We start from the raw sequence: 26,069 nt of genomic DNA, 5'->3' as shown, positions 1-26,069 counted from the left end.
GGCTCAGGCAGCGAGGGTGTGTTCGAGGAGTACGTCGCGCAGTCCGAACTCGGCTCGGGACCAGGTCGGTGGGGGTTGTGCCCAGGTCTCGGGTGGCGGGCTGATGTAGGTGTGCCCGGTGGGTGTGGTGGTGATGATGCTGCCATCTGGCCCTGGTCTGGCCCGCCAGCCGAGGGCTTCCTTGGCTTGATTGCATCGTTCGCAGAGCCCTTGCAGGTTCTCGGATCTCGTTTCACCGCCGTCAGCGTGGCGTTCGACGTGGTCGATGTTCCGGATCGGAGCATCGCACCCGTTGGTGCGGCAGATCCCACCGTCACGAGTCGCAATGAACTCGGCCAACCCGTCGGGTGCTTTCCTGGAGCGGGATTCCATCGCGACCAGTTGACCGGCGGGGTCGGTGAACAACCGCCGCACGAATACGTCCGCGTCGTTGAGTGCTTCGCGGGCCCAGGCGGCGGGGACGGGTCCGTAGCCCTCGACCATGGCGGGCTGGTCGGCGTCGCCTGTGAGGGAGTCGGCGGACATCACGATCTTGACCTCGATCCGCGGTTTGCCATCGGCCTGGCCGCGGCCGGTGATCCGGTCGACCAACGTGTCGGCCATGACCTGACCCCGGGTGCGTTCGTCCCCGGCAGCCGCAGCGGTCTTGGCCGCTTGGTCGAGGGCGGCGAAGACGGCGACGCCGTCCTTGACCGGCAACAGCGCGCCGAGCCAGGTCATCGTGTCGGGTGCCGGACGCAGGCTGACGCGGCGGTCTTTCACGGCGTTGGCGGCGCGGGCGACGACGGAGGCTTGGTCGAGGGTGATGGCGAGTTTCTTAGCGGCGTTCTCGAGCTGGCGTAGCCCCATCGACATCGCCCGAGCGGGTTCACTGTTCGGCCCCGTCGCACAGAGTTCGTGGTCGATGACCCTGCGGTCCTCGAGGGAGAGACAGGCGGTTTCGCGGGCCAGGATGGTGGCCTGCCATTGCGAGAACAGGCCAGCCTTCATCAAGGCGAAGGTGTGCGGCATCTCCGCAGTCAGAACCTTCCCGAGGCCGAGGAGCTTGGCGCCCTTCTCGGGCGAGACCCGCCGCGCCAACGCAACCTGGGAGGCCACGCCCTCGCCGAGCTTCCGGGCCGGCACCCCGGCCTCGGCCTGGCGCTCCCGGACAGCTTCATCCAGGCGTACCGCCGCTTCGGCCTGAAGGGCCTCGGCGGTGCACTTGACGGCTTCAAGGCGCGCGATCCAGTCGACCAGCTCAGCCTCGGACGCCCCAGGAGACGGCCCAGCGAGGAGGTGGTCGATGGTCTCGTACATGAGTCTTATTATATGCGCACGAGCATCATCAAGCGACCTATTTAAGCAGTTCAAACCCGTGTTACGCGGTCAGCGAACAAGTAACGTGAACTCCGCGCCACTCTCTCGCCGCCGCCCCGATACAGGCGAAATCTTTCTCGATCGGGTGCCGAGTCAAGGATGGCCGAAGGCCACCGCGCAGCGGCGCCCGAAGGGCGTCCTTGACGCGGCGCACGATCGAGAAACACTCAAATCAAGGGTCGGCGGCGAACCCCGAAACGAAAACACAGTCACCCAACCGAGGTTTCCCGCGCAAGAGAACCGTGTTGGTCTCGACACGCCTCCGCCTAGCGGCTCCGGCGGCTCGACCAGCGGAAGGAGCGGCCCGACCAGCGGGCGCCAAGGCTAGATCAACGGGCAGACCCCACAGAGAACAAGATCCACCTATCCACCACCCCACCAGCCCCCAAGCTCTCAGACCACGACCGATCACACCCCGCAGTGACCCGCGACCAAAACCCGCCAGCCGCACGATTCCGCTCCTGATAAGCCACACCCCACTCCCCCGGATACTCAGAGAGAACAGCCCGAGCAAACTGAAGCCCGACTCCACCCCGACGAACCCCAGCAACGACAAAGAAGCTGTTCAAGATGCGTACGCGCTGGTCGGCATCCCGCACAAGAGCGAACCCGATGGGATGAACCCCCGCAGTGAGAATCCAGGCGCACCACCCAGGTTCGGAGCGAAGCGCCGCATCGAGCCACTCGGACCGGAAGGTGCCGTCGGCGAACGGAAGGGTGGAGCTGTAGCCCGACATCTCGTGCCGGAAGAGCAGCCAGAGATGGCGCAGGGCGACATGGTCCTCAGCCCGGGCAAGACGCGCGGTGAGAGGGCGGGGAAGGTCGAGGTCGGTGTGAAGGGTCGTCATACACGAAAGCCTCGGAGCGCGGTGCGCTCCGAGGCTTTCGGTCATTCTCTCATGCCGTCCGGCGACGATCAGGCGATGTGGAAGTCGCTCACGTTGACGTCGACGGCCTCGACGTCGATGTCGAAGTAGTCCTCGACGGCCTCGATGACCTGGGTGCGGATGGTAACGGCGGTGGCCTTGACCGGAGTGCCGTACTCGATCACGTAGGACACGGTGATGGTGGCGACGTCGTCGGCGATGTCGACCACGGTGCCCTCGTCGTCGATGGCGTGTACGCCCTCGACCTTGGCCGCGATGTGGTGGACCAGGCGCTCGACGAGGCCCTCGCTCACCGTCGACTTCCCGCGCTCCTCACGGGCGGCACGGGCGGCGCGCAGTACCCCGGTGAGGGTCGAGTCGGCGGTCGGCTCCGGCTCGATCACCGGCTCCGGCGCGAAGCCGGGGGCCGGAGTTTCGGACACGGTCTCCTCGGCCGCGTCGGGCTCCTCGACCGGCTCGGTCTCCTCGGCCACGGTGTCGGTGACCTCAGCGGCGGGCGTCTCGGTGGAGTCGTCGGTCAGCGCCTCGTCGACGATCGCCTCGGTCTCCTCGACCTCGTCCTCGGCCTCCACCGGCGCCTCCTCGACGACGTCGGTCGCCTCAACGGCAGCCTCGACCTCCTCGGTGACCTCGGCCTCGACCTCGGTCGACTCGTCGGCCTCGGGAGCCGGGACGACGTCCTCGCTCTCCGCCGGCGCCTCCTCAGCAGCCACCTCGTCGACAGCGATCTCCTCGGCCGGCGCCTCGTCCTCGACGACGTCGACGACCTCCGCGTCGCCCTCGACCGGCTCCGTCACGTCAGTAGCCTCATCAGCAGCCTCGTCGACGACCTCGTCGGCCGGCTCGACGTCGACCTCCACCGACTCGGCCAGGTCGGCCGACTCGACCTCGGACGCCTCACCCTCGTCCGCGGTCACGACGACGTCCTCGACCTCGGACGGCTCCTCGACAGCGACCTCCTCGGCGAGCGCCTCGCCCACCGGCTCGACGACGGTCTCTTCGGCCTCGTCGGACTCGATCGCGTCAGCGGGCACGACGGCGTCCTCGGCGTCGACCTCGACCCCGTCGGCCTCGGTGACCTCAGCAGCCTCCTCGGCGACGACCTCGTCCGCGGCGTCCGTCACCTCGGCGTCCGTCACCTCGGTGTCGGTGGCGTCGACAACGGCCTCGGTCTCGACCGGCACCTCGTCGACCGGCGCCTCCTCGGCCGGCTCCTCGACAGCGGTCTCCTCGACCTCCTCGGTGGTCTCGGCGACGGGGGCTTCGGCGTCGACGCCCTCGAGCGGCGCCTCGTACGTACCCTCGGTCTCGACCGCCTCGGCCGGAACCTCGTCGACGGCCTCGACGGGCTCGGTCACGGCGACCTCACCGACGACGTCGCTGCCCACCTCGCCACTGACCTCAACAGTCTCGACGGCGAACTCGGCCACCTCGGCGGCCGGAGCCTCCTCGGTGTCGGTGACGACGTGCTCGGGGTCGGAGAGCGGGTCGACCGAGGGGGCCTCGGCGAGAGGCTCGATGACGGTCTCGGCAACCGGCTCGGCAACCGGCTCAGCAACCGGCGGAGCCGGCGCCTCGGTGACGTACGCGCTGGCCTCGGGGGCGGCCAGGGTCTCGCCATAGCCGGGGGCGGAGAGGTCGGTCGACTCGCCCTCCCCTGCCTTCGGCTGCTCGTTCTTGTTTCGGTTGAAGATGCCGCTGATGAAGTCGGACATGGCTTCGCATTCCTTCGAGTGAGGGGAGGGTTGTGGTCGAGCGCTCACAGCTGGGCGTGATGCTAGGGCTGGCACGCAGCGGGTCGGGTCGCGTGTCTTGGATTCCCTTGTCTTGTACCTCAACGTTCACCGACGCGAGGACCCCTTGTGTCAAACCTTCCGGGGACATTCGCCCGCCGTTCAGCCGACGTCGGAGACCCGCCGGAGCACGCGCTGTAGAACGACGGAAGAGCACGTACGTCACGACAGAACCGCACGGGGGAGAGACGATGAATCCACTGCTGCTCCCGCTGGTCGCCGCACAGGCCGCGTACGTCCATCGGACCATCGGAAAGGAGCCTCGTCCGGAGGGTCCGACGAAGGGTTTCGTGCCGGCGCCGACGGACGATGAAGCACCCAGCCCGCTGCGGCTGATGGTGATCGGAGACTCGTCCGCCTCGGGGCGCGGCGCACCCACCCACGACCTCGCCTTCGCCGGGTCGATGGCGCGTGCGATCGCGCAGCGGACCGGGCGTCCGGTCGAGTGGCGGGCGCTCGGGAAGTACGGCGCGACCAGCGAGCGGATCCGGCACGGCATCCTCACCAAGGTCACCGGCGAGTGGGATCTCGCCGTGCTCCTGGTGGGCGTCAACGACATCCTCGCGCGCCGCTCGGTCGAGGCCTGGACGCGGGATCTGACCGCGATCGTCGAGACCCTCCAGGAGCACGCAGCACACACCGTGCTTCCCGGCATCCCGGAGTTCGGCGCGTTCCCGTCACTCCCCCGCACCCTGCGGCGCTACCTCGCCGAGCGCGGGAAGGCGCTCGACGAGGCTGCGCGGCTGGTCTGCGCCGGACGTACGTCGGTCCAGTGGGTCAGCTCCGCCGACCTCGGTCCCGCGGAGCCGTCCTTCTTCGCCGCCGACGGCTTCCACGCCTCGCCGGCTGGCTATGAGCGCTGGGCGCAGGCGATCTGCGACCACCTCGACCTCTAGCCGGGCACCACCAGCTGCGCGAGCGGTACGTGGTGCTGGCCCGCGTGGGTGTCGCGGTCGCGCAGCGAGCCCTGCGAGACCGGGCGCGGGTACGAGATCTTGACGACGTTGAGCGACGGGATCCGGAAGATCTGGACCGACCCCGGATCGACCCGGTAGAGACCGGCGACGACCTCCTCGTCGAGGAACGTCTCGTCGGCCGCGATCCGGTAGCCCTCGGCGTCGCGCATGAACAGCTCCATCGTGATCCAGAACGGCCCGGCGTTCTTGGAGCGGACCTCGGTCGCGAGGTCTCCCAGGGTGGTCTCAGGCATCGTTCTTCTCCTCGATCTCGGTGCGGAACATCGCGGTCGGCGTGAGGCTGTCGACGGCGTGGTTGAGCACGAACTCGTACGCAGCGCCCCGCTCGACCTCGGCCGGCGACCCGGGGAACGCCAGGCTGGGCAGGTAGTCCATGTCCTGGGCCGGCAGGTGCAGCATCAGCGGGTTGGCGACCTTGGCGACCGCGGTGGCAAGGGCCTGGTCGGCGGCCCGGACGAGCAGCATCACCCCGACCTCGCGCGGCGGCTCGGTCGACGGGTCGAGGTCGCCGAGGACCGCGTTGTAGCCGTACAGACGCAGGTCGTAGTCGTAGTCGTCCCTGGTCAGGCCGAGGGTCTGCTCGACGCGCTGGGTGAACACGACGTGCATCAGCGAGGCCCAGCCCTCGATGTCCTTGAGGATCAGCGGGTCCCGGATCGCGGAGAACGACATGGTCTCGTAGCCGGTGATCCGGGCACCCTCGAGCTTGACCGTGTGCTGGTCCGCGTGATGGAACCGCGACCCCTCGACGCGCACCCGGCGCTCGTCGAGCGCGGTGTAGACGGCGTCGCGCACGTCCAGCGTGCCGTCCGGCTCCCGCATCAGATACGGGTTCGCCGTCTCGTACAGCATGTGGGCGGCCACCGAGATCGGCGTGCACGCGGCGCTCTCGTCGAGCGGCTCGATGGTGAACCCGGTCCGGTCGATGGTCGCGAAGACCCCGCCCATCCGCGGGTTGGTCGTGCACTGGCCGCCGCACTCGACGATCTTGGCCGCGTGCCAGGTCGGCCCGGCGGGCATCCCCTTCAGCAAGGCGTACGCAGCGGCGTTGGCCGTGTCGGTCGCCCGCCCGGCCAGGACCACCTGAGCCCCGGCCGAGAGGGCCTCGGCGATCGGCTCGTGGCCCATCATCGCGACGATGTGGGTGCAGTCCTCGAGGGTCGCGCCGTCAAGGTCGCCCAGCGGCGGCAGCGCGTGGATCCGGCCGGCCTCCAGCGGCTCCTTCAGATCGGCGGCGCGCTGCTCGCTGTAGATCCGGGCGACCTTCATCGACAGGCCCTCCTCGGCGAGCAGGCCGTCGACGATCCCGGCGACCCAGTCGACGCCGTCGTCGGTGCCGCTGGTGCCGCAGGAGCCGACGATGAGCGGGATCCCGGCCTCGGCCGCTGCCCGCAGCAGGAGCCGCAGGTCGCGGGCGACCGCGGCGGCCGTGGTCTTCGGTTTCGAGGCACCCAGGTAGTAGGGACCGGAGTCGGTGGAGCCGCCGTCGACGGCGATCACGTCCGCTCCCAGCGCGATCCCACGGGTGATCGTCTCCTCCGGGAACCCGGCACCGAGCATCCCGCTGGGCACCAAGATGCTGACGGAGTCAGCGTTGTCGCTGGTCATCTGTTGTTTCTCTCCTCGATCAGGTGGGCGTTGACAGCATGTTTCGGGCAGCCCGCGAGCGCGTCGAGGAGCTCACGGGCTCCCTCGACGCCGGCGGCCCGGCGGGCCTCGGCGGTCTGCCCGGCCAGGTGGGAGTGGACGACGATGCCGGGCACCCCGCGCAGCGGGCTCTCGGCCGGCAGCGGCTCCTCGGCGACCACGTCGAGCGCAGCACCGGCGATCCGGCCTTCACGTACGGCGGCGACGAGCGCGCCCTCGTCGAGGATCGCGCCGCGGGCGGTGTTGACCAGCACCGCTCCCGGCTTCATCAGCGCGAATGCGCCCGCGTCAAGCATCCCCCGCGTCCGCGGGGTCAGCGCCGTGTGGACCGAGACGAAGTCGGCCTCCGCCAGCAGCTCGGGGAGCTCGACGAACCGGACCTCCGGGTCGGTCCGCTCGGACTCGGCGACGGCGGTGGTGCACAGCACCCTCATCCCGAACGCCCGGGCCAGCGGCACGACCGCACGGGCGGCGGCGCCATAGCCGATCAGGCCCAGGATGGAGCCGCGCAGCTCGCGGCCGTCGTCGCGTGGCCAGCCGCCGGCCGCGACACCGGTCGCGCTCTCGACCAGCCGTCGGGACGAGGCGAGAAGCAGTCCCATCGTGTACTCGGCGACCGCGTTGGCGTTGATCCCGGGCAGGTTGCTGACCGTGATCCCGGCGCGTGCGGCCGCTTCGACATCGATCGCGTCGTAGCCGACCCCGGTGCGTACAACCGCTCTGAGACGGTCCGCGGACGCGAGGACCTCCGCGGTGAGCGGGTCGTGACCGAGCAGAGCGCCTTCGACCCCGGCGAGGTCCGCGCCCAGATCCCCGGACCGGTGGCGGATCTCGTGGCCCTGGGAGCGGAGGAGGTCGTCGACCTCGTCGCCGGGCCGCAGGTAGTCGGTGGTGATCAGGATCCGAGCCACCGCGCTCACACCGCCCGCTCGACGTCGCCACGCCGCTGGAGGCGGTCGATCCGCACCACGATCGCGACCGCGACCGCCGCGACGACCGCGATGTCGAGCAGCATCGTCTGCCAGCCCAGGATGTCGACGGCCCCGCCGATCAGGGCCGGACCGAGGAAGGCACCGCTCTGCCAGCCCACCGCATAGAGCGCGGCGTACGTCCCGAAGACCCGCGCCGACGGCGCCAGGTTCCACAGCACGACGACGGCGTTGACCAGGAAGGCCGAGGCACCGGCGGCGCCGATGCAGAACGCCACCACGGTGCCGGTCGGGGTCTGCACCAGGGTGCCGAGGAGCATGGCGGCCGCGAAGATTGCCATCCCGGCGATCATGGTGCGCAGCCGGCCGAAGCGCTCGGCGAACAGCGCGGTCGGATAGGCCGCGAGCAGGAACGCGACCCCGCTCGGCAGCGTGATCCCGCCCGCGTCGCCGCGCGAGAGCCCGAGGGTCTCCATGCCGTAGGGCGTGACCAGTGCGCGCGAGCCGGCCCAGGCGCTGCCGAAGACCAGGATCGCCACGATCAGCAGCAGCCGGCTGCGGTCGGTGTCGCGCACGATCTCCCAGATGGTGTCGCGGATGCGCGCCTGGCCGACCGACGTCGACTCCGCGACGGCATCCTCGGCGGCGTCCTCGGCCACCGCCGCCTGATAGCCGGGCGAGGAGCTGTCGCGGATCGAGAGGCACAGCACGGTGACCGAGACGAGGGTGATCAGCGCGATCACCGCGAAGGCGAGGGCCGGATGGTCATCGACCAGCAGGATGCTGACCACCGCCGCGACGATCACGGTGAGGCTGGAGGCGATCTTGACGGCGGCATTGGCCCGGCTGCGGCGCTCGGGGGCGATGAAGTCGGGCACCAGCGCCTCGCCGATCGGCTTGAACGAGTTCGAGACCAGCGCGAACGCGACGATGACGACGATCAGCAGCGGCAGCGAGTCCGCGGTGTGCGGCAGGGTCACGAACAGCAGCGCCGCGAGCGGCATCCCGACGGCGAGGTAGGGCATCCGACGGCCCCAGCGCGTACGGGTCCGGTCGGACCGGTTGGCCATCCACGGCTGGATGAAGATGCCGAGCAGGTTGTCCATCCCCATGATGAAGCCGACGAGGGCGGCACTGGCCAGGTGGTCGCGCAGCAGCGGCGGCACCTGGCTGTCGTAGAAGTTCCACATCGACTCCTGGGCGAAGACCGCCAGTGCGACGAGGAGCGTGATCCGGCGGGGCCCGAGCTGCCGTGGTGGTGCGGTGGGGATGGTGGTGCTCACGAGACGGACCTCCGTGATCTCTGCATGGTCCCGGCATGGACTCTGCGTGCTGTGGCGGCGCTCACAGTAGTTTTGCTACAGCAAAAGAGTCAAGAGGTGGCACCGTTGGAAAAGTGGCCTAGGATCAGGACTATGTCGATCTCCTCCCCCGAGACCACCCCGGAGACCACGACGGTGGCCGAGCGCGTCTATCAGGCCTTACGCAGCCAGATCGGCTCCGGTGAGCTCGAGCCCGGCGCCAAGGTGACCGAGCGAGGCATGGCCGAGCGGCTCGGCGTCAGCCCGACCCCGGTCCGCGAGGCGATCCGGCGGCTCGAGCTCGACGGCCTCGTGGAGCGGGTGGGGCCGCGTACGACGCTGGTGGCCCGGATCGAGGAGGACGCCAGCCACGACCTGGCCGAGGTGGAGGTCGCGCTGCGCGGCCTGGCCGCCCGGTTCGCCGCCCGGCACGCGACCGACGACGAGCTCGACGAGCTCGACCGGCTGCTCGACGAGGCCGACGACCTGGTGATCCTCATCCGGGCACGCCACCGCGACGGCAAGCCGGTGGAGAAGCACGCCGACCGCTTCCTCGACGTCCTCGGCCGCTTCAACGAGCTGGTCAACGCCGCCGCCCACAACCCGGTTCTCGTACGCCTCCTCGAGCAGTCGCGCTCGCTGAGCCGGTCGCGGCAGCGGGAGATCTCCCGGGCGCACCTGCTCGCCGGTGACGAGTTCGGCGCCGACCGCTACGCCGAGCACCGCGCCCTCGTGATCGCCCTGCGCGCCCGCGACGCCGTCGAGTCCGAGCGCATCGTCACCGAGCACGCCGCCCGCGGACTCCTCGACCTGCGGCGCGAGATCTAGTGGCAGGGGTCTTCACCGGCTTCGCCACGATCAGCGTCCTCATCGCCCTCGGCGCCCTGCTCGCGCAGCTCCGGATCCTGGACGAGCGCGGCCAGCGGACACTCTCGACGGTGGCGTTCTACGTCGCCAGCCCGGCGCTGCTCATCACGGTCATGGACGACAGCGACCTCGGCTTCGTGCTCTCCGGCAACCTGGTCGCGGTCGCCGGCGGAGTGCTCGTCGCCGCGACGCTCGTGGCCACCGTCGAGACGCTGCGCCGCCGTGGTCTGGGCAACACGGTGGTCGCGGTCCTGTGCGGCTCCTACGCGAACGCCGGCAACCTCGGCCTGCCGATCGCGGCGTACGTCCTGGGCGACCCGGTCCTGGTGGCGCCGACGCTGCTGCTGCAGATGCTGGTGCTCCAGCCGCTGGCACTGGTCCTGCTCGACGCCGATGCGAGCACCACGAAGCTGTCGTTCTGGGACGTGATCCGCCGCCCGCTGACCAACCCGATCACCGTCGCCTCGTTGATCGGGGTGGCGCTCTCCGTCACCGATCTCGACCTGCCCACAGCGGTCTCGGACCCGCTGGAGCTGGTGGCCGGGATGGCGGTCCCGTCCATGCTGATCGCCTACGGCGTCGCGCTGCGGCTCGGCCCGCTGCCCGGTCGCGGCGTCCCTGCGCTCGAGCTGGCCGCCGTGGTCGCGACCAAGCAGATCGTGCAGCCGGTGGCGGCGTACCTCATCGGGCGGTTCGCGCTCGGCCTCGACGCCGAGGCGCTGCTGGCCGTGACCGTGCTCTCCGCGCTGCCGACCGCCCAGAACGTGTTCGTGGTCGCGCAGCGCTACAACCGCGCCACCCTGCTGGCCCGCGACGTCATCTTCGTCAGCACGCTGGCCACGGTGCCCGCGATCCTGCTGGTCGTACTGCTGCTCACCTAGCCCCGAAGCCAGCACCCGAGCCGACCGCTGAGCCCGACCAAAGTCCCTTGCGGCGGCATCTCTTCGGGCGTACCCTCGCGATATATCGGGACACTACGCCGACAGTCGATGCAGCTTTCACAAGGGAGATGACATGAGCAACCTCGACAACCTGCGGGTGAGCGAGGCCGATCGGGAGGAGGCGTCGGCGAGGCTCGCCGAGCACTACTCGACAGGCCGGCTCACCGACGACGACTACTACGAGCGCCTTGACGCGGTCTGGTCCGCGAAGGTCCGCGCCGACGTGGAGATGCTCTTCACCGACCTGCCGAAGAGCGCGCCGCAGGCACCGCAGGTCGCTCGCCGGCCGCGCCGGGGTCGCCCGCGAGCGTTCCCGCTGGTCGCCTGCTTCCTGCTCGTCGCGATCGGGCTGGTCGTGATGGGCGTGCCGTGGTGGGTCTTCGCCGCGATCGCCGTCGGAGCCATGGTCTTCCGCAACGGACCCCACCGCTCCCGCCGTTGTCACCAGCACATGCGTCATTCCGCGCACTGAATTCCGGATTCCGTGGCCCCCATCCGGGCACACCACTAGGTTGTGCCGCGCTCGCTACCCCACAGCCCACGAGGAATCCCGATGAGTCGCTCCCTCGCCCGCACCGCGCGCCGCGGTCTGGCAGCCGCACTCGCGCTCGCCCTGCCGCTCTTGCTCAGCTCATGCGGCGATGGCGAGCCCGCCGATGAGGGGGCCGGCGGCGCCACCGAGATCACCGTCGGCGTGATCCCGATCGTCGATGTCGCCCCCATCTATCTCGGAGTGGAGAAGGGGTTCTTCAAGGCGGAGGGCCTCGACGTCGACCTCGAGCTCGCCGAAGGCGGTGCCGCGATCATCCCCGCCGTGGCCACTGGTCGATACCAGTTCGGCTTCTCCAACACGACCTCCCTGCTCCTGGCTCAGACCCAGGACCTCCCGGTCAAGGTCGTCACCGCCGGCGTCAACGCCACCGACGACCCGGCGGCCGACATCGCCGGTGTCCTGGTCAAGGCCGGCAGCGACATCACCTCCCCCAGAGACCTCGAGGGCAAGAGGGTCGCGGTCAACACGCTCAAGAACATCAACACGACCACCACCAACGAGCTCGTCCGTCAGGACGGCGGCGACCCGACCAAGATCGAGTACGTCGAGCTGGCCTTCCCCGAGATCGGCCCGGCCATCGAGAAGGGCGACGTCGACGCGGGTCAGGTCGTCGAGCCGTTCCTCACCATCGGCACCCAGGGCGGCATGACCGACCTCGGCTCCAACTTCGTCGCCGCCGACCCGGGCCTCGCAGTCGCGGAGTACTTCACCTCGACGGACTATGCCGACTCCGACGCCGACACCGTCGCGGCCTTCACCCGTGCGATGAACGAGTCGCTCGACTACGCCCAGCAGCACCCGGACGAGGTCAAGAAGATCCTGCCGACCTACACCGACATCGACGGATCGGTGCTCGCCGAGCTCAACACGCCGCAGTGGACCTCCGAGATCGACGCCGCGTCGATCCAGAGGCTCGCCGACCTCTCGAAGGCCGACGGCCTGTTCGCCAAGGACCCGGACGCGGACGCCCTGCTCCCATGACCGCCGCCGGTCACTCGACCGAGGGGGCGATGATCCAGACCGCCGCGTCGGTGGGCAGGTCCCCCACGATCGGGTCGCCGCTGTACATCACGATCTCACCCTCGGGAAGCGGCGTCGGCTCCATGCCGCAGTTGAGCACGACGATCAGGTCGGTCCTGGTGTCGGGGGAACCGCCGACCCCGCCGCGCCGGAACGAGACCACACCCTCGGGCGCGTCCAGGATCTCCACGTCCTCGTCGGCACCGAGCGCGAAGGCCCGTCGCGCCGCCAGCGCCGCCCGGTAGAACTCCAGCGTGGAGTCCCGGACACCGTTCTGGGCAGCCACGGTGAGGTCGACCCACTCGGCCGGCTGTGGCAGCCACGGCTGCGTGGGCAGGTCCTCGTCAGGCACCTGGCTGAAGCCGAAGGGCGGCTCGAACCCGCTCCACGGCAGCGGCACCCGGCAGCCGTCACGACCACCCTCACCGGTCTCCGACCACGGATCCTCCTGATACTCCGGCGGCAGATAGACCTGGGGCAGGCCCAGCTCCTCCCCCTGGTAGAGGTACGCCGACCCCGGGAGCGCCAGCATCGTCAGCGTCGCCGCGCGAGCCCGGTGCAGCGCCTGCAGTCCGTCGCCATAACGCGAGCGGTGGCGTACGACATCGTGGTTGGACAGGACCCAGGTCGGCGCCGCCCGCGAAGGACCGAGCGCCTTCAGCGTCGACCCGATGACCTGGGTGAACGCCTCGGCCGACCAGGGCGCCTGCAGCCAGGAGAAGTTGAACGCCTGGTTGAACTCGTCGGCACGTACGTAGCGCCGCAGCTCCGCCGGGCCGGGGGTCCAGGCCTCGGCGACCATCATCCGGTCGCCGTCGAAGGAGTCGATCAGCTTGCGCCAGGCGCGGTAGATCTCGTGGACGGCCAGGTTGTCCCACATCGGGGCGTCGGTGACGCCGCGCTCGTACATCACCGCGGCGTCGGAGGTCGGCGCGAGCCCCTCGGGGACGACTTGGTCGCGCAGCTCCTTGAACAGCCCGTGCGCGATGTCGACCCGGAAGCCGTCCACGCCCCGGTCGAGCCAGAAGGTGAGGATCCTGGTGAACTCCTCGACCACCTCGGGGTTGTGCCAGTTGAGGTCCGGCTGGTCGTCGTCGAACAGGTGGAGGTACCACTGCCCGTCCTCGATCCGCGTCCATGCCGGACCGCCGAAGACCGAGCGCCAGTTGGTCGGCGGCTCCTCGCCGTTCTCACCGCGGCCCTCGCGGAAGATGTAGCGGTCCCTGGCCGGTGACCCAGGTGCCGCCGCGCGAGCCTCCACGAACCACGGGTGTGCCGAGGAGGTGTGGTTGGGAACCAGGTCGACGATGACCTTCAGGGCGAGCTCGTGGGCGCGCGCGATCAGATGATCGGCGTCGGCCAGCGTGCCGAAGATCGGGTCGACGTCGCAGTAGTCGGCGACGTCGTAGCCGTGGTCGTTCTGCGGTGAGGTGTAGAAGGGGCAGATCCAGATCGCGTCGACACCCAGCGCGGCGAGGTAGTCCAGGTGGTCGGTGATCCCCTGCAGGTCACCGAGCCCGTCGCCGTTCGAGTCCGCGAACGAACGCGGGTAGATCTGATATGCGACGGCTTCGCGCCACCATGGCTGGTCCACGTGGACCCCTATCTCCTCGATTGGCCACCAGTACCCCGATCTTGTCGATGTGATGCTCGGGGTTGTCAAACCGGGCGGTCCTCCACGGGCCTGCTATTCGAACGGATACGCCCGCTGAAACGCCGAAAAACCGGGGTTGCCCGAAGTCGGCTCATGGCATGTAGGCTTGTCTGCGTTGAAGGAGGCGTCCCCACGCGCTTCGCGGTTGCTCTCGGTGACCGTTCGTGCAGCACTTGGTCTTCCGCAGAAGCAGAAATCAGGACTCGTGGATTCAACGCCCAAAGGGCGGCACGGAGTCGCCCTGTGTACACAAGGATTAGATTCATGACTCAGGGAACCGTGAAGTGGTTCAACGGCGACAAGGGCTTCGGCTTCATCGCCCAGGACAACGGGGGCGACGACGTCTTCGTGCACTTCTCCGCGATCCAGACCCAGGGCTACAAGACCCTGGACGAGAACCAGCGCGTCGAGTTCGACGTCACCCAGGGCCCGAAGGGCCCGCAGGCCGAGAACGTCCGCCCGGTCTGACTCTGGCTTTCAAGGCGGCCCCGCTCCTGCTTCGGCAGGGCGGGGCCGTCCCCCTTTTGCGGTCCTTGCCTACTCGGGAAGCTTGGTGACGTCGACCCAGCCACGGGCCTCGCTGATCGTCTCCAGGTCGCCAAGGGTGAGCGCGATGGTCGTGTTGGCACTACCCGCAGCCGGGTAGACCATGTCGAAGCGCTTCAGCGAGGCGTCGAGCCACACCTCGGCCGACGCCGGGTTGCCGAACGGGCAGACGCCACCGATCGCGTGTCCGGTCATCGGCTCCACGTCCTCGGCGGCGAGCATCCGCGCCTTGGTGCCGAAGTGGGCCTTGAACTTCGCGTTCGCGATCTTGGCGTCGCCGGCCGCGACGATGAGGATCGCGGCGGTCCGGTCCTCGGTGTAGAGGCTGATGGTCTTGGCGATCTCCGCCGGCGAGACCCCGAGAGCGACCGCGGCGAGCTCGACGGTCGCCTTCGACTCGACCGACTCGATGATGTCTCCACCGCGTCCGAATCGGTCCAGGTGGGTGCGGGCCAGCTCGATCGACATGAACGCCACCCTAGCGGCGCGTGCCGCCGCCGAAGGAGTCGGCGACGGCGCGGTCGGTGAAGATCCGGTACTCCATCGGCGAGGGTGACCCGAACGGCGAGTCCGGCACCGTGCCGCAGACGATCACCAGGTTGCCGGCGCGGCGGCCCTTCATCGTCGCCGGCTCGACACCGACGACCATGTCGCCGAGGTCGCGGGCCGCGGCGATGAAGTCGCGCGCCTGAGGGAACGGCGCCCGGTCGACGAGGTTGGCGACGAAGACCCCGGAGGGGGCGAGCACGCGGCGTACGTCCTCGACGAAGGCGGCAGAGGTGAGCTCGTCCGGGGTGCGGCCGCCGTCGAAGGCGTCGAGGATCACCAGGTCGGCGAAGCCGTCGCGTACGCCGCCGATGCCGCTCTTCCCGTCGACGGGACGCACCTTGATGCCGCTGCGCGGCGGGAGCGGCGCCTCGCTGCGTACGCGCTCGATGACCTCGACCGACGGCTCGAGCACGATCTGCGAGGAGCGTGGCCGGGTGGCGTGGACGTAGCGCGCCAGCGTCATCGCGGCACCGCCGATATGCAGAACTCGCACTGGCCCTGGAGGCAGTCGGTCGATAACATCCCCGATACGCCTCATGTAGTCGAACACGAGGCGGGTCGGATCCCCCAGATCGACCGCCGACTGCTGCATCGCGTCGAGCTCGAGCACATATACATCGTCGGCCATAGCGGAGATACCCTACCCCCCACATGGAAATGGGGGACCTGTTCCTCTACTGTGACCTGCGCGACAACGACACCATTGCCCGCTATGGATGCATCTCGGATACCCCTTGGGGCATCTATGCATGTTTCCAGATCTACTTCGCCGATCCCCCACACCCCGCCCGGCGAGGAACGAGAGGAAGTCAAAGCAGCGTGACAACCATCGAAGAAGTCACGATCGGGGCGTTCAGCCAACCCCTGGTCGGGATGTCGTTCATCATCTCCGTTCTCGGCTCATGGGTCGGCTTGACCTGTGCGACCCGCGCGCGCCGGCGCGGTGCGGGCGCGGGCGCTTGGCTCTGGCTCTTCGGCGCCGCCGCCTCGATCGGCGGAGGTGCGATCTGGTCGATGCACTTCATCGGCATGCTCGCCTTCGACAGCCATGTGGCGTACGCCCTCGACGTCGGCACCACCCTCATCTCGCTCGCCGTCGCGATCATCGCGGCGATGGTCGGCATGCTGATCGCGACCGCCATGCGCGGCAACGCGGGCTACATCGTCGGTGGCCTGGTCACCGGGGCCGGCGTGTGCGCGATGCACTACACCGGCATGTACGCCATGGACATGAGCGCCAAGATGGTCTGGAAGCCGGCCGTGGTCGTGGCCTCGGTCGTCATCGCGCTGGTCGCCTCGGCGCTCGCGCTCTTCTTCGCCTTCAACGTCACCACGCGGCTGATGCGCGTGGGCGCTGCCGTCATCATGGGCATCGGCGTGTGCGTCATGCACTACACCGGCATGCTCGCTCTCGAGATCCACAGCTCCCCCGACGACAAGCTCGGGCACGTCAGCGGTGCCGACCCGGTCTACCTGGCGATGCCGATCTTCGCGATCTCCGCCGGCATGCTGATCGTGATCGGCTTCGCCACCATGTTCGCGGGCATCAACGACGATCTCGAAGACCCGTGGACCCCGGACCAGCGGCCGGCGACCTCCGACTCCGGCGCCCACGCGATGATGCCGCAGCGGCCCGCCCTGGGGCAGTCCTTCTCCGGCCACGAGCCCGACATGCTCCAGCAGCCGCGACAGCCGCTGCAGCCGCTCCCGACGCGTCAGCCGGCCGCCTCCGGCAGCCCGCAGGCGAACCAGGCGGCGGGCGAGGGCATCGGCAGCATGTTCTCCCAGCGCCCGCAGAACCCGGGCCAGCGTCCGCAGCGTCCGACTCAGCTGCGCCCGCAGAACGGACGCTGGACGCCTCGGCCCTACGCGCAGCAGCCCTCCAACGGCTTCCCGGAGCGGCGGACGGACCTGTTCAACCCGCAGGGTGGACAGCCCGGCGAGGAGGCGACCAACGAGCCGCCGGCTCAGCCGCAGCCTCGGGCGCCGCGCAATCCGGGCTGGCTGCCGCCACGCAACGACAACAACCTCTAGGCCGACTGCAGCTGGGGGCTACTCCCAGAAGACGCGCTCGACCACACCGTGGGCGAGGCGGGTCATCCGCAGGTAGTCGTTGACCAGCTCGTCGGTCGCGCCCGCCGGATAGCCGAGGATGGCCGCGACGGCGTGCTGCTCGACGGGCCCTGCGGGCAGCGAGTCCGCCGGGCGGCCGCGCGCGAGCGTGACCGCGTTGCGGACCCGGCTGACCATCCGCCATGCCTCGATGAGCGTCTCGGCGTCGTCGGCCTCGATCAGCGAGGCGTCGCGGGCGGCCTGCAGCGCCTCGACGGTGCGTGGCGTACGCAGCCCCGGGACGGCGTACGCATGCCGCATCTGCAGCAGCTGGACGGTCCACTCGATGTCGGCGAGCCCGCCGCGGCCGAGCTTGAGATGGGTGTTGGGGTCGGCGCCGCGGGGCAGCCGCTCGTGATCGACACGGCCCTTGATGCGGCGCACCTCGATGATGTCGTCCTCGCTCAGCCCACCCTCGGGGTAGCGCAGCGGGTCGATCATCTCGGTGAACGCCTCGCGCACCTGCGGGTCGCCGACGACGGCGTCGGCGCGCAGCAGCGCCTGCGACTCCCAGATGCCCGACCACTTCGCGTAGTAGGAGGCGTACGCCGGCAGGGTCCGCACCAGCGCGCCCTGCCGACCCTCGGGGCGCAGGTCGGCGTCGATCTCCAGTGGCGGGTCGGCACCCGGCAGGGCGAGCAGCCGGCGTAGGTCGGCGATCACCTTGAGCGCGAACTGGGTCGCCTCACCCGGGTCGGCACCCTCGACGGGCTGGTGGACGAAGAGCACGTCGGCGTCGGAGGCGTAGGAGAGCTCGAACCCGCCGTAGCGGCCCATCGCGATGATGGCGATCCGCGTCGGCGGCCCGTCGATCCCGCGGCGCGAGACCTCCTCGGCCACGACCGTACGCAGCGAGGCCTCCAAGGTGGCGTCGGTGAGCCGGGACAGCGCAGCACCGATGGTGTCGATCCCGGCCTCGCCGAGGAGCTCGGCGGCCGAGATCCGGAACAGCTCGCGGCGGCGGATCGCCCGGATGTGGCGTACGGCCTCCTCGGCGGAGGTGGTGGTGCGCCGGCGGGCGGCGCGGGCGACCATCTCGTCGGTCAGCGCCTCGGCGGAGAGCGGCGCGAGATCGTGGCCCAGGAGGCGCAGCGCCTCGGGCTCCCGCTCGAGCAGCGCCGTCGTGTAGCGCGAGGTGGACAGGATCGTGGCGAAGTGCTGCGCGACCAGGCCCTCGTCGCGCAAGGAGCGCAGATACCAGGGGGTGGCGCCGAGGGCGTCGGAGATCCGGCGGAACCCGAAGAGCCCGGCGTCGGGGTCGGAGCCCTCGGAGAGCCACTCCAGCATCACCGGCAGCAGCGCCCGCTGCAGCGCGGCGCGCCGGGAGACGCCCGTGGTGAGCGCCTCCAGGTGTCGCAGCGCAGCCTTGGGGTCGGCGTAGCCCAGCGCAGTCAGCCGCTCCTCGGCCGCCTTCGCGGAGAGGTGCGCCTGGCCGGACGGGATCCGGGCGACCGCGTCGAGGAGCGGGCGGTAGAAGAGCTTCTCATGGAGGCGGCGTACCTCGATCCGCTGATGGCCCCACTCCTTCTCCAGCCGCGCCACCGGGTCGCGCAGGTAGCCGAGCGAGCGCGCCAGCCAGCGCAGCGACTCCTCGTCGTCGGGGACGACGTGGGTGCGTCGCAGCCGGTAGAGCTGGAGCCGGTGCTCCATCCGCCGCAGGAACGCGTAGGCCTCGTGCATGGCCTCGCCGTCCTCGCGCCCGACATAGCCGGAGCGGGTCAGCGCCGCCAGCGCGGAGAGCGTGGTGGGCTGGCGGATGCCGGTGTCGGTGCGGCCGTGGACCAGCTGCAGCAGCTGCACGGCGAACTCCACGTCGCGCAGTCCGCCGGCGCCGAGCTTGAGCTCGCGGTCGGCCTCCCGGGACGGGATGTGGGCGATGACCCGGCGCCGCATCTTCTGGGTGTCGGAGACGAAGCCGTCGCGCTCGGCGGCCTTCCAGACGAACGGGTTGACGGCGTCGACGTAGGCCCGGCCCAGGGCGAGGTCGCCCGCGGCCGGCCGAGCCTTGAGCAGCGCCTGGAACTCCCAGGTGCTCGCCCAGCGCTCGTAGTAGCCGACGTGGCCGGCGATCGTGCGGGAGAGCGCGCCCGCCTTGCCCTCGGGGCGCAGCGCGGCGTCGACGGGCCAGATGGTGCCTTCCCCGGTGTGGGCCGAGCAGACCTGGATCAGGTTGCTGGCGAGCTGGGTGGCCACTCGCAGGGAGACGTCGTCGGCGACTCCGTCGGCGGCCTCGTGGGCGAAGATCACGTCGACGTCGGAGACGTAGTTGAGCTCGTGGCCGCCGCACTTGCCCATCGCGACGACGGCCAGCCGGACCTTGTCGGCGTCCGCTCCCACCCGCGCGCGGGCCACCGCGAGCGCGGCATCGAGGGTGGCGCAGGCCAGGTCGGAGAGCTCGGCGGCGACATCGTCGACCGGGAGCTGGTGGGCCAGGTCGCGGGCGGCCAGCCGGAGCAGCCAGCGGCGGTACTCCACCCGCAGCGCGTCGACCGCCTCCGCGTCCGGGACCGTGGCCACCGGGCACTCATCACCCGGCTTCGCGCCGACGGCCTCGAGCAGCGAGGCCCGGAAGACGTACGCAGCGGGCCTGGTCGTGCCGAGGGTCGGGTCGGCCAGCTCACGCCAGTGATCGGGATGGCGGGCCAGGTGGTCGGTCAGCGCGGGCGAGGCGCCGAGCACCGAGACCAGCCGCATCGCGGTGCCCTCATCGCCGGCGAGCTCCTCGACGAAGCCGTCGCCCTGGGACTCGGCGAGCGTGACCAGACCGTCCAGCGCCGCATCGGGATCGGCCGCCTGGCCCAGGATCGCCAACAGCTCATGGGCGCCGGGGCCGAGACCTGCCAGATGGACCAGTGCCGTGTCCGGGTCGTTGAAGCCGAGCCGGAGCAGCTCGCCCTTGCCTGGCAACGTCATGGCCCCGATTCTGTCACCTGGGTGAGGTCACGCGCTCCAGGGCCTGGGGGTCGGGATGACCCCTCCCCGGGTGCCACCGGGGGCGACGGCGGCACTGCGTTCACGGACCAGGCGAGCGAACCCGAAGGCCAGGGGCTGCCAGGTCTTGATCAGCTCCTTCTCGGCGAAGGTGGCCGTCGCGACCACGTCGTCGACGCTGCGTCCGATCTGCTCGAGCTCCTCGACCGACTCCTCGGCCCAGACCGCAACCGCGGCGGCGTCGACCTCGGGGTGGAACTGCACGCCCCACACGGTCGGGGCGAACCGCGCCGCCTGGACCTGTCCGTCGATCGAGCTGGCCAGCTGGACGGTGCCCTCGGGCAGCCGGCCGACGACGTCGCGGTGCCAGTGCATGGCGCGGTCGTCGCCCGCCAGCAGGCGCATCAGCGGGTCGAAGAGCACCTCGGGCTCCCAGGTCACCTGGTGTACGCCCACGGTGAGGCCGAACGGGCTGCGCTCCACGGTGCCACCGAGCGCCATCGCGGCCAGCTGGTGGCCCAGGCAGATCCCGAGCGTCGGGATGCCGGCCTCGGCGGCCTGCGCGATCCGCTCGCGGGTGACCTGGAGCCAGGGGTGCTCGTCGTCGGAGTCGGCGTCCATCGAGCCACCCATCACGAGCAACCCCGAGTAGGAGGCGTCCAGCGACGAGAGCGGCGGGATCGGCTCGGCGTACGCCCGACAGACGTCGACACACATGCCCGCCTCAGCCAGCCAATGACCGAACAACGCCGGCGGCACTGTCTCCTCGTGCTGGATCACAAGCACTCGGGGAAGACTCAACGACATCACTCCCACTCTCCCGTTCGATCCAGTGTGGCAGCACCGGATCGGAAGTGTGGAATCGGGCTTGAGTTTCCTTGACAACCAGTTTGCGGACTCAGATGACCGGCAGCATCCGGGAGCGCTCGTAGGCGGTCACCTGCTCGCGGTAGGCGGCCCACTCGGCGCGCTTGTTGCGCAGGAAGAAGTCGAAGACGTGCTCGCCCAGGGTCTCGGCGAGGAGCTCGGAGTCCTCGGCCATCCCGATCGCCTCGTCGAGGTTCTCCGGCAGCGGGTCGATGCCGAGACTCTTGCGCTCGCGCTCGGTCAGCGCCCACACGTCGTCCTCGGCCTCGCGCGGCAGCTCGTAGCCCTCCTCGATGCCCTTCATGCCCGCCGCCAGGATCACGGCGAAGGCCAGGTAGGGGTTGCAGGCGGCGTCGAGGCTCCTGACCTCGATGCGGGTCGACTGGCCCTTGAGCGGCTTGTACATCGGCACCCGGACCAGCGCCGAGCGGTTGTTGTGGCCCCAGGCGACGTGAGCCGGCGCCTCTCCCCCGCCGATCAGGCGCTTGTAGGAGTTGACCCACTGGTTGGTCACCGCGGTGATCTCGCCGGCGTGGCGGAGCACGCCGCCGATGAAGCTGCGACCGGTCTTGGAGAGCTGGTATTCGGCGCCCGGCTCGTAGAACGCGTTGGCGTCGCCCTCGAACAGGCTCAGGTGGGTGTGCATGCCCGAGCCCGGGTGGTCGGTGAACGGCTTGGGCATGAAGCTGGCCCAGATGCCCTGGCTCAGCGCCACCTCGCGGATGACCGTACGGAAGGTCATGATGTTGTCGGCGGTGCTCAGCGCGTCGGCGTAGCGCAGGTCGATCTCGTTCTGGCCCGGTCCGCCCTCGTGGTGGCTGTATTCGACGCTGATGCCCATGGCCTCGAGCATCGTGATCGCCTCACGCCGGAAGTCGGCGCCCATCGACTGCGCGGTGTGGTCGAAGTAGCCGCTGGAGTCGACCGGGGTCGGCTCGCTGCCGTCGCGCGGGTTGTCCTTGAAGAGGTAGAACTCGATCTCGGGGTGCGTGTAGAAGGTGAAGCCCTTCTCCGCGGCGTTGGACAGGGTGCGCTTGAGCACGTAGCGGGGGTCGGCGTAGGACGGCGAGCCGTCGGGCATCACGATGTCGCAGAACATCCGGCCCGTGGCCGGGCCGTCCTGGCGCCACGGCAGGATCTGGAAGGTGCTCGGATCCGGCAGGGCCAGCATGTCGGCCTCGGTCACCCGCGCGAACCCCTCGATCGCGCTGCCGTCGAAGCCGATGCCCTCCGCAAAGGCGCTCTCGAGCTCGGCCGGCGCCACCGCGACCGACTTCAGATAGCCGAGCACGTCGGTGAACCACAGCCGCACGAAACGTACGTCCCGCTCTTCGAGTGCCCGGAGCACGAAGTCCTGTTGCTTGCCCATGCGTGAACACTAACGGTCCGACGTTACAGGCGGGATCTCCGCGCCACGGTCAGCGGCCGGGACCTCTGAAGATCGAGATCACCAGCGCCACCCCGAACCCAGCCAGGGCGGCTCCGAGGATCGACCAGGCGGCGCTCGTGCCGCCTCCGCCGAGATAGCCCATGCCGGTCAGCGCCAGCGCTCCGCCGGCCAGGAGAAGCACGGCGGCCACCAGGAGCCCAAGAGCCTTACCCACAGTCATGACACCGCAATCTAGGTGATGACCAGGGCGAGGGTCACCAGCGCGGTCATCCAGGAGACGAAGCTGCCGACCAGGAAGTATTCGGTCACGTCGTTGATGCTCGGCCCCTCGTGCTCGCCGCGGAACGACTGCAGCTCCGGCCAGCGGATCAGGCCCTTGGCCGCGACCACCAGGCCGGCGGCGGCCAGGTTGCCGGTGAGACCGAGCCCGAAGATCGTCAGCCGCTCGAGCGGGCCCAGGAGCCGGCCGCCCTTGAGGTTGTTGCCGTCGACGCCGTCGAGCGGGTTGGCCACCTTGGCGACGTCGAGGACGAGCTGCACCACGACGTTGCCGGTCGAGACCTGGACCAGCAGGCCACCGAAGACGAGCAGCACAGCCTCGGGGCGCGCCGCCTCGACCCAGACCCAGGGCGCGTGCTCGGCCCACGCGGCGACCGGTCCGCCGACCTCGCCGGCCACCGGGGCGAGCAGGATCCCGACGAAGATCGCCCCGCCGAGCAGCGCCAGCGGGATCCCCGGACGGGGGTTCTTGTCCACGCCCTGGGGCGGATGGGCCAGGAACCCCCACAGCACGGCGAGCCCGGCGATCACGATCACGGCCGCCAGGTCACCTCCGAAGAGGGCCGAAAGCAGGCCGAAGGCGATCACCGCGGCAGCCCCGATCGCCTCGGGGACCCAGCGGATCCGCTTGAACGGGTCGATGATCGAGTGGGCGAAGTCGACCGTCCCGACCCCGATCAGCAGCAGCGCTATCCAGCTCATGCCGCGCTCACCGGACCTTCCCCAGCAGCTCGTCGGCGCGCACGATCACGGCGATGCCGTCGCGGCGGACACGCTGGGAGACCGCGGAGGGGGTGATGTCGAGCTCGGCGGCGATGGCCTTCTGAGGCATGGCGGAGAGCATGCCAGAAAGCACCGACACCGAGGACCGGTCCAGGCGAGAAAAGAGCTCGTCGCGCGAGACCAGAGCGGCGTTGACCGCGGCCGGGTCCGGCCCGCCCGCGTCCTCCGCCGGCTGATACCAGGTCCGTACGCTGCGGGAGGCCGCCTTGTTCTCGGCGTTCTCCGCTGTCTCGATCGCCGCCCGTGCGGCCCACCACCCCGGTCCGTCCTCGACCCGGGGGTCGTCGCTGAGCACCCGGGTCGCGCCCCAGCTGATGCCGTGGCGTACGCCGACCACGGGGTCGAGCGCGATCCGCAGCCGGAACGTGGCCTGGATGGCGGCCCCGACGGTCTCGAAGGCTCCCTGGTACTCGTCGCCGACCGTGATCCGCAGCGGGGTGACCGGCTGCCAGGTCTCGTTGATCTCCGCGACGGCCTCGGCAAACGCCGCGTGGACCTGCGCACGGTCAGTCTTGGTGCGCGAGCCCACGAGGTCGCCGATCACGGTTGCCACAGAAGCCATGTGAAGATCATACCTTCATTCTGGCGAGATGAAGGCATTTGCTTTATTCGCTTCGGCTGAAGCCATCTCCTTCAACGCGAGGCCGCAGGCACGATCCCTACTCCACGGGAACCCTGGCCTCGATCTCGGCGAGCCAGGCGGCCGGGGAGGCGTCCGAGGGCATCCGCCAGTCACCGCGGGGCGACATCGTGCCGCCGTTGGAGACCTTGGGACCGTTGGGCAGCGCCGAGCGCTTGAACTGGTTGGCGAAGAAGCGCTTCACGAAGACCTCGAGCCACGCCCGGATCTCCTTCATCTCGTACGCCGTCCGCTTCCCCTCCGGGAACCCCGGGGGCCACTCGCCGGCCTCGACGTCGTGCCAGGCGTTCCACGCCAGGAAGGCGATCTTCGAGGGGGTGAAGCCGTTGCGCACGGTGTGGAAGAGGGTGAAGTCCTGCAGGGCGTACGGCCCGATCTTCTGCTCCGTCGACTGCAGCACCTCCCCCGGCACGAGCTCGGGCGAGATCTCCTGGTCGAGGATCTCCTGGAGCACCTCGTCGGCGGCTCCGTCGAACTGCTCGGTGGTGATCACCCAGCGGATCAGGTGCTGGATCAGGGTCTTCGGGACGCCCGCGTTGACGTTGTAGTGCGACATCTGGTCGCCGACGCCGTAGGTCGCCCAGCCGAGCGCGAGCTCGGAGAGGTCGCCGGTGCCGAGGACGATGCCGCCGCGCTGGTTGGCGATGCGGAAGAGGAAGTCCGTACGCAGCCCCGCCTGGACGTTCTCGAAGGTGACGTCGTAGACCGGCTCGCCGTCGCCGGCCGGATGGCCGATCTCCTTGAGCATCTGGGTGGCCGTCGGGCGGATATCGAGCGTCTCGTAGGTCGTCCCGAGCGCCTCCATCAGCTTGATCGCGTTGGACTTGGTGTCGTCCGAGGTCGCGAAGCCGGGCATCGTGAACGCCAGGATGTCGCTCGCCGGCCGGCCGAGCCGCTCCATCGCCTTGGCGGCGACGATCAGCGCATGGGTGGAGTCGAGCCCGCCGGAGACGCCGATGACGATCTTCGTGTCCGGGCCGATCGACTGGAGCCGCTTCTCGAGCCCGGAGACCTGGATGTTGTAGGCCTCGTAGCACTCCAGCGCGAGCTTCTCCGGGTCGTCGGGGACGAACGGGAACCGGTCGACCTTGCGCCTCAGACCGTCACCGGTCAGCGGCGGGCTCAGCTCGAACTCGATCTCGGAGTGGAAGGTGCCCTCGGCGCGGCGGTTGTCGTCGAAGGTGCCCTGCCGGATCCGCTCGGCGCGGATCCGCTCCAGGTCGACGTCGACCACGGTGCGCCGAGGCCCGTCCGGGAACCGCTCGGTCTCCCCCAGCAGGTCGCCGAGCTCGTACGCCATCGTCTGCCCGTCCCAGGACAGGTCGGTCGTCGACTCGCCCTGGCCGGCGGCGGTGTAGACGTACGCCGCCATGCACCGCGCGCTCGCCGACTGCACCAGGAGCCGGCGCGCGTCGGAGCGGCCGACGGTGATCGGGCTGGCGGAGAGGTTGAGCAGCACGGTCGCGCCGGCCAGCGCCGCCTTGGCGCTCGGCGGCACCGGGACCCACATGTCCTCGCAGACCTCGACGTGGAAGACGAGATCCTTGACGTCGGTGCACCGGAAGAGCAGCTCGTTGCTGAGCGGCACCTCCTCGCCGCCGAGCATGATGGTGCCGTCGGCGCCGTCGCCCGTGCCGTACCACCGCTTCTCGTAGAACTCGCGGTAGGTCGGCAGGTAGGTCTTGGGCACCACGCCGAGCACCTCGCCGCCGTGGATCACGACCGCCGTGTTGAGCACCCGGTCGCCGTGGCGCAGCGGGGCGCCGACGACGATCACCGACAGCAGCTCCTCGGAGGCCACCACGATCGCGCTGATCGCGGCGTGCACGGCATCGAGCAGCGTCCGCTGCAGGACGAGGTCGTCGATGGAGTAGCCGCTCAGGCACAGCTCGGGGAAGACCGCCACCGCGACCCCCTCGTCGGAGCACTCGCGGGCCTGCGCGATCACCTCGCGCGCGTTGGCGGCCGGGTCGGCGACGGAGATCGGGATGGTGCACGCCGCGACCCGCGCGAAACCATGGGAGTAGGCGGAGTAGAAGTCCAC

The 26,069-nt window shown here is 69.9% G+C and carries 23 protein-coding genes; 7 read left to right on the top strand and 16 right to left on the bottom strand.

Features of this window, described 5'->3' with window-relative positions:
• Nucleotides 1–3 precede the first annotated feature (3 nt).
• Both ACW14X_RS25275 and ACW14X_RS25270 read right to left on the bottom strand, forming a co-directional pair.
• A complete protein-coding gene (locus ACW14X_RS25275; RefSeq protein ID WP_350842846.1) occupies nt 4–1,299 on the bottom strand; it encodes an HNH endonuclease in 1,296 nt (431 codons plus the stop codon).
• 976 nt (nt 1,300–2,275) lie between these two features.
• A complete protein-coding gene (locus tag ACW14X_RS25270) occupies nt 2,276–3,961 on the bottom strand; it encodes a hypothetical protein (RefSeq protein ID WP_457163734.1) in 1,686 nt (561 codons plus the stop codon).
• A gap of 269 nt (nt 3,962–4,230) precedes the next feature.
• On the opposite strand from ACW14X_RS25270, the gene ACW14X_RS25265 reads away from it, so the two are divergent.
• Nucleotides 4,231–4,935: an SGNH/GDSL hydrolase family protein gene (locus ACW14X_RS25265; RefSeq protein WP_457163733.1), complete on the top strand. Its 705-nt coding sequence runs from the start codon at nt 4,231–4,233 to the stop codon at nt 4,933–4,935.
• On the opposite strand, the gene ACW14X_RS25260 is transcribed toward ACW14X_RS25265, so the two are convergent.
• From ACW14X_RS25260 to ACW14X_RS25245, 4 genes are read right to left on the bottom strand one after another with little or no spacing between them, the layout of a single operon-like run.
• Nucleotides 4,932–5,249, bottom strand: coding sequence for a DUF4387 domain-containing protein (locus ACW14X_RS25260; RefSeq protein ID WP_457163732.1), 318 nt, complete (start codon nt 5,247–5,249; stop codon nt 4,932–4,934). The two genes, ACW14X_RS25265 and ACW14X_RS25260, sit on opposite strands and share 4 nt — an antisense overlap.
• Nucleotides 5,242–6,624, bottom strand: a complete 1,383-nt coding sequence (locus ACW14X_RS25255; RefSeq protein WP_457163731.1) for an acyclic terpene utilization AtuA family protein — start codon at nt 6,622–6,624, stop codon at nt 5,242–5,244. The genes ACW14X_RS25260 and ACW14X_RS25255 overlap by 8 nt, the downstream gene beginning before the upstream one ends.
• A complete protein-coding gene (locus tag ACW14X_RS25250; protein WP_457163730.1) occupies nt 6,621–7,583 on the bottom strand; it encodes a phosphoglycerate dehydrogenase in 963 nt (320 codons plus the stop codon). The genes ACW14X_RS25255 and ACW14X_RS25250 overlap by 4 nt, the downstream gene beginning before the upstream one ends.
• Nucleotides 7,580–8,875, bottom strand: a complete 1,296-nt coding sequence (locus ACW14X_RS25245) for an MFS transporter (protein ID WP_160022176.1) — start codon at nt 8,873–8,875, stop codon at nt 7,580–7,582. Before ACW14X_RS25245 ends, ACW14X_RS25250 begins: the two co-directional genes overlap by 4 nt.
• Before the next feature lie 132 nt (nt 8,876–9,007).
• Between ACW14X_RS25245 and ACW14X_RS25240 the strand changes: the two genes are divergently transcribed.
• The 4 genes from ACW14X_RS25240 (at nt 9,008) to ACW14X_RS25225 (ending at nt 12,235) form a co-directional block, all read left to right on the top strand.
• Nucleotides 9,008–9,721, top strand: coding sequence for a GntR family transcriptional regulator (locus ACW14X_RS25240; protein ID WP_160022174.1), 714 nt, complete (start codon nt 9,008–9,010; stop codon nt 9,719–9,721).
• The gene (locus ACW14X_RS25235; RefSeq protein ID WP_160022172.1) at nt 9,721–10,641 is read left to right on the top strand and encodes an AEC family transporter; all 921 of its coding nucleotides are present in this window, start codon (nt 9,721–9,723) and stop codon (nt 10,639–10,641) included. Before ACW14X_RS25240 ends, ACW14X_RS25235 begins: the two co-directional genes overlap by 1 nt.
• 133 nt (nt 10,642–10,774) lie before the next feature.
• Entirely contained in the window at nt 10,775–11,173 is a 399-nt protein-coding gene (locus tag ACW14X_RS25230; protein WP_160022170.1) for a DUF1707 SHOCT-like domain-containing protein, read from the top strand.
• A gap of 81 nt (nt 11,174–11,254) precedes the next feature.
• The gene (locus ACW14X_RS25225) at nt 11,255–12,235 is read left to right on the top strand and encodes an ABC transporter substrate-binding protein (RefSeq protein WP_160022168.1); all 981 of its coding nucleotides are present in this window, start codon (nt 11,255–11,257) and stop codon (nt 12,233–12,235) included.
• Between the two features lie 10 nt (nt 12,236–12,245).
• On the opposite strand, the gene ACW14X_RS25220 is transcribed toward ACW14X_RS25225, so the two are convergent.
• Entirely contained in the window at nt 12,246–13,868 is a 1,623-nt protein-coding gene (locus ACW14X_RS25220; RefSeq protein WP_457163729.1) for a glycoside hydrolase family 13 protein, read from the bottom strand.
• A 324-nt stretch (nt 13,869–14,192) separates the two neighbouring features.
• On the opposite strand from ACW14X_RS25220, the gene ACW14X_RS25215 reads away from it, so the two are divergent.
• Entirely contained in the window at nt 14,193–14,396 is a 204-nt protein-coding gene (locus tag ACW14X_RS25215) for a cold-shock protein (protein ID WP_008357755.1), read from the top strand.
• Nucleotides 14,397–14,465: 69 nt separating this feature from the next.
• On the opposite strand, the gene ACW14X_RS25210 is transcribed toward ACW14X_RS25215, so the two are convergent.
• Entirely contained in the window at nt 14,466–14,942 is a 477-nt protein-coding gene (locus ACW14X_RS25210; protein WP_160022164.1) for a YbaK/EbsC family protein, read from the bottom strand.
• 10 nt (nt 14,943–14,952) lie between these two features.
• Nucleotides 14,953–15,651: a spermidine synthase gene (locus ACW14X_RS25205; protein ID WP_457163728.1), complete on the bottom strand. Its 699-nt coding sequence runs from the start codon at nt 15,649–15,651 to the stop codon at nt 14,953–14,955.
• Between the two features lie 191 nt (nt 15,652–15,842).
• On the opposite strand from ACW14X_RS25205, the gene ACW14X_RS25200 reads away from it, so the two are divergent.
• Nucleotides 15,843–17,057 carry an MHYT domain-containing protein gene (locus tag ACW14X_RS25200; RefSeq protein WP_160022160.1) on the top strand — a complete coding sequence of 405 codons (1,215 nt, stop codon included), beginning with the start codon at nt 15,843–15,845 and terminating at the stop codon, nt 17,055–17,057.
• A gap of 18 nt (nt 17,058–17,075) precedes the next feature.
• On the opposite strand, the gene ACW14X_RS25195 is transcribed toward ACW14X_RS25200, so the two are convergent.
• The 7 genes from ACW14X_RS25195 to ACW14X_RS25165 all read right to left on the bottom strand — a co-directional run bounded on the left by ACW14X_RS25195 (nt 17,076) and on the right by ACW14X_RS25165 (nt 26,069).
• A complete protein-coding gene (locus ACW14X_RS25195) occupies nt 17,076–20,048 on the bottom strand; it encodes a bifunctional [glutamine synthetase] adenylyltransferase/[glutamine synthetase]-adenylyl-L-tyrosine phosphorylase (RefSeq protein WP_457163727.1) in 2,973 nt (990 codons plus the stop codon).
• 27 nt (nt 20,049–20,075) lie between these two features.
• Nucleotides 20,076–20,852, bottom strand: coding sequence for a type 1 glutamine amidotransferase (locus ACW14X_RS25190; protein WP_350716106.1), 777 nt, complete (start codon nt 20,850–20,852; stop codon nt 20,076–20,078).
• A gap of 112 nt (nt 20,853–20,964) precedes the next feature.
• On the bottom strand, nt 20,965–22,302 hold the full coding sequence (gene glnA, locus ACW14X_RS25185; RefSeq protein ID WP_160022154.1) for a type I glutamate--ammonia ligase: 1,338 nt from the start codon (nt 22,300–22,302) through the stop codon (nt 20,965–20,967).
• Nucleotides 22,303–22,351: 49 nt separating this feature from the next.
• On the bottom strand, nt 22,352–22,543 hold the full coding sequence (locus ACW14X_RS25180) for a hypothetical protein (RefSeq protein WP_457163726.1): 192 nt from the start codon (nt 22,541–22,543) through the stop codon (nt 22,352–22,354).
• A gap of 11 nt (nt 22,544–22,554) precedes the next feature.
• The gene (locus ACW14X_RS25175) at nt 22,555–23,304 is read right to left on the bottom strand and encodes a hypothetical protein (protein WP_457163725.1); all 750 of its coding nucleotides are present in this window, start codon (nt 23,302–23,304) and stop codon (nt 22,555–22,557) included.
• Nucleotides 23,305–23,311: 7 nt separating this feature from the next.
• Nucleotides 23,312–23,947, bottom strand: a complete 636-nt coding sequence (locus ACW14X_RS25170) for a SatD family protein (RefSeq protein ID WP_457163724.1) — start codon at nt 23,945–23,947, stop codon at nt 23,312–23,314.
• A gap of 97 nt (nt 23,948–24,044) precedes the next feature.
• Nucleotides 24,045–26,069 carry an NAD(+) synthase gene (locus tag ACW14X_RS25165; protein ID WP_160022146.1) on the bottom strand — a complete coding sequence of 675 codons (2,025 nt, stop codon included), beginning with the start codon at nt 26,067–26,069 and terminating at the stop codon, nt 24,045–24,047.

The organism is Nocardioides sp. YJ-D4, assembly GCF_054031495.1.
This window is presented reverse-complemented; position numbering and strand designations above follow the sequence as displayed.

Coding starts and splice junctions, on each gene's coding strand:
- ACW14X_RS25275 (WP_350842846.1), bottom strand. CDS start 1,299: ATGTACGAGACCATCGACCACCTCCTCGCTGGGCCGTCTCCTGGGGCG.
- ACW14X_RS25270 (WP_457163734.1), bottom strand. CDS start 3,961: ATGTCCGACTTCATCAGCGGCATCTTCAACCGAAACAAGAACGAGCAG.
- ACW14X_RS25265 (WP_457163733.1), top strand. CDS start 4,231: ATGAATCCACTGCTGCTCCCGCTGGTCGCCGCACAGGCCGCGTACGTC.
- ACW14X_RS25260 (WP_457163732.1), bottom strand. CDS start 5,249: ATGCCTGAGACCACCCTGGGAGACCTCGCGACCGAGGTCCGCTCCAAG.
- ACW14X_RS25255 (WP_457163731.1), bottom strand. CDS start 6,624: ATGACCAGCGACAACGCTGACTCCGTCAGCATCTTGGTGCCCAGCGGG.
- ACW14X_RS25240 (WP_160022174.1), top strand. CDS start 9,008: ATGTCGATCTCCTCCCCCGAGACCACCCCGGAGACCACGACGGTGGCC.
- ACW14X_RS25230 (WP_160022170.1), top strand. CDS start 10,775: ATGAGCAACCTCGACAACCTGCGGGTGAGCGAGGCCGATCGGGAGGAG.
- ACW14X_RS25225 (WP_160022168.1), top strand. CDS start 11,255: ATGAGTCGCTCCCTCGCCCGCACCGCGCGCCGCGGTCTGGCAGCCGCA.
- ACW14X_RS25215 (WP_008357755.1), top strand. CDS start 14,193: ATGACTCAGGGAACCGTGAAGTGGTTCAACGGCGACAAGGGCTTCGGC.
- ACW14X_RS25210 (WP_160022164.1), bottom strand. CDS start 14,942: ATGTCGATCGAGCTGGCCCGCACCCACCTGGACCGATTCGGACGCGGT.
- ACW14X_RS25205 (WP_457163728.1), bottom strand. CDS start 15,651: ATGGCCGACGATGTATATGTGCTCGAGCTCGACGCGATGCAGCAGTCG.
- ACW14X_RS25195 (WP_457163727.1), bottom strand. CDS start 20,048: ATGACGTTGCCAGGCAAGGGCGAGCTGCTCCGGCTCGGCTTCAACGAC.
- glnA (WP_160022154.1), bottom strand. CDS start 22,302: ATGGGCAAGCAACAGGACTTCGTGCTCCGGGCACTCGAAGAGCGGGAC.
- ACW14X_RS25180 (WP_457163726.1), bottom strand. CDS start 22,543: ATGACTGTGGGTAAGGCTCTTGGGCTCCTGGTGGCCGCCGTGCTTCTC.
- ACW14X_RS25175 (WP_457163725.1), bottom strand. CDS start 23,304: ATGAGCTGGATAGCGCTGCTGCTGATCGGGGTCGGGACGGTCGACTTC.
- ACW14X_RS25170 (WP_457163724.1), bottom strand. CDS start 23,947: ATGGCTTCTGTGGCAACCGTGATCGGCGACCTCGTGGGCTCGCGCACC.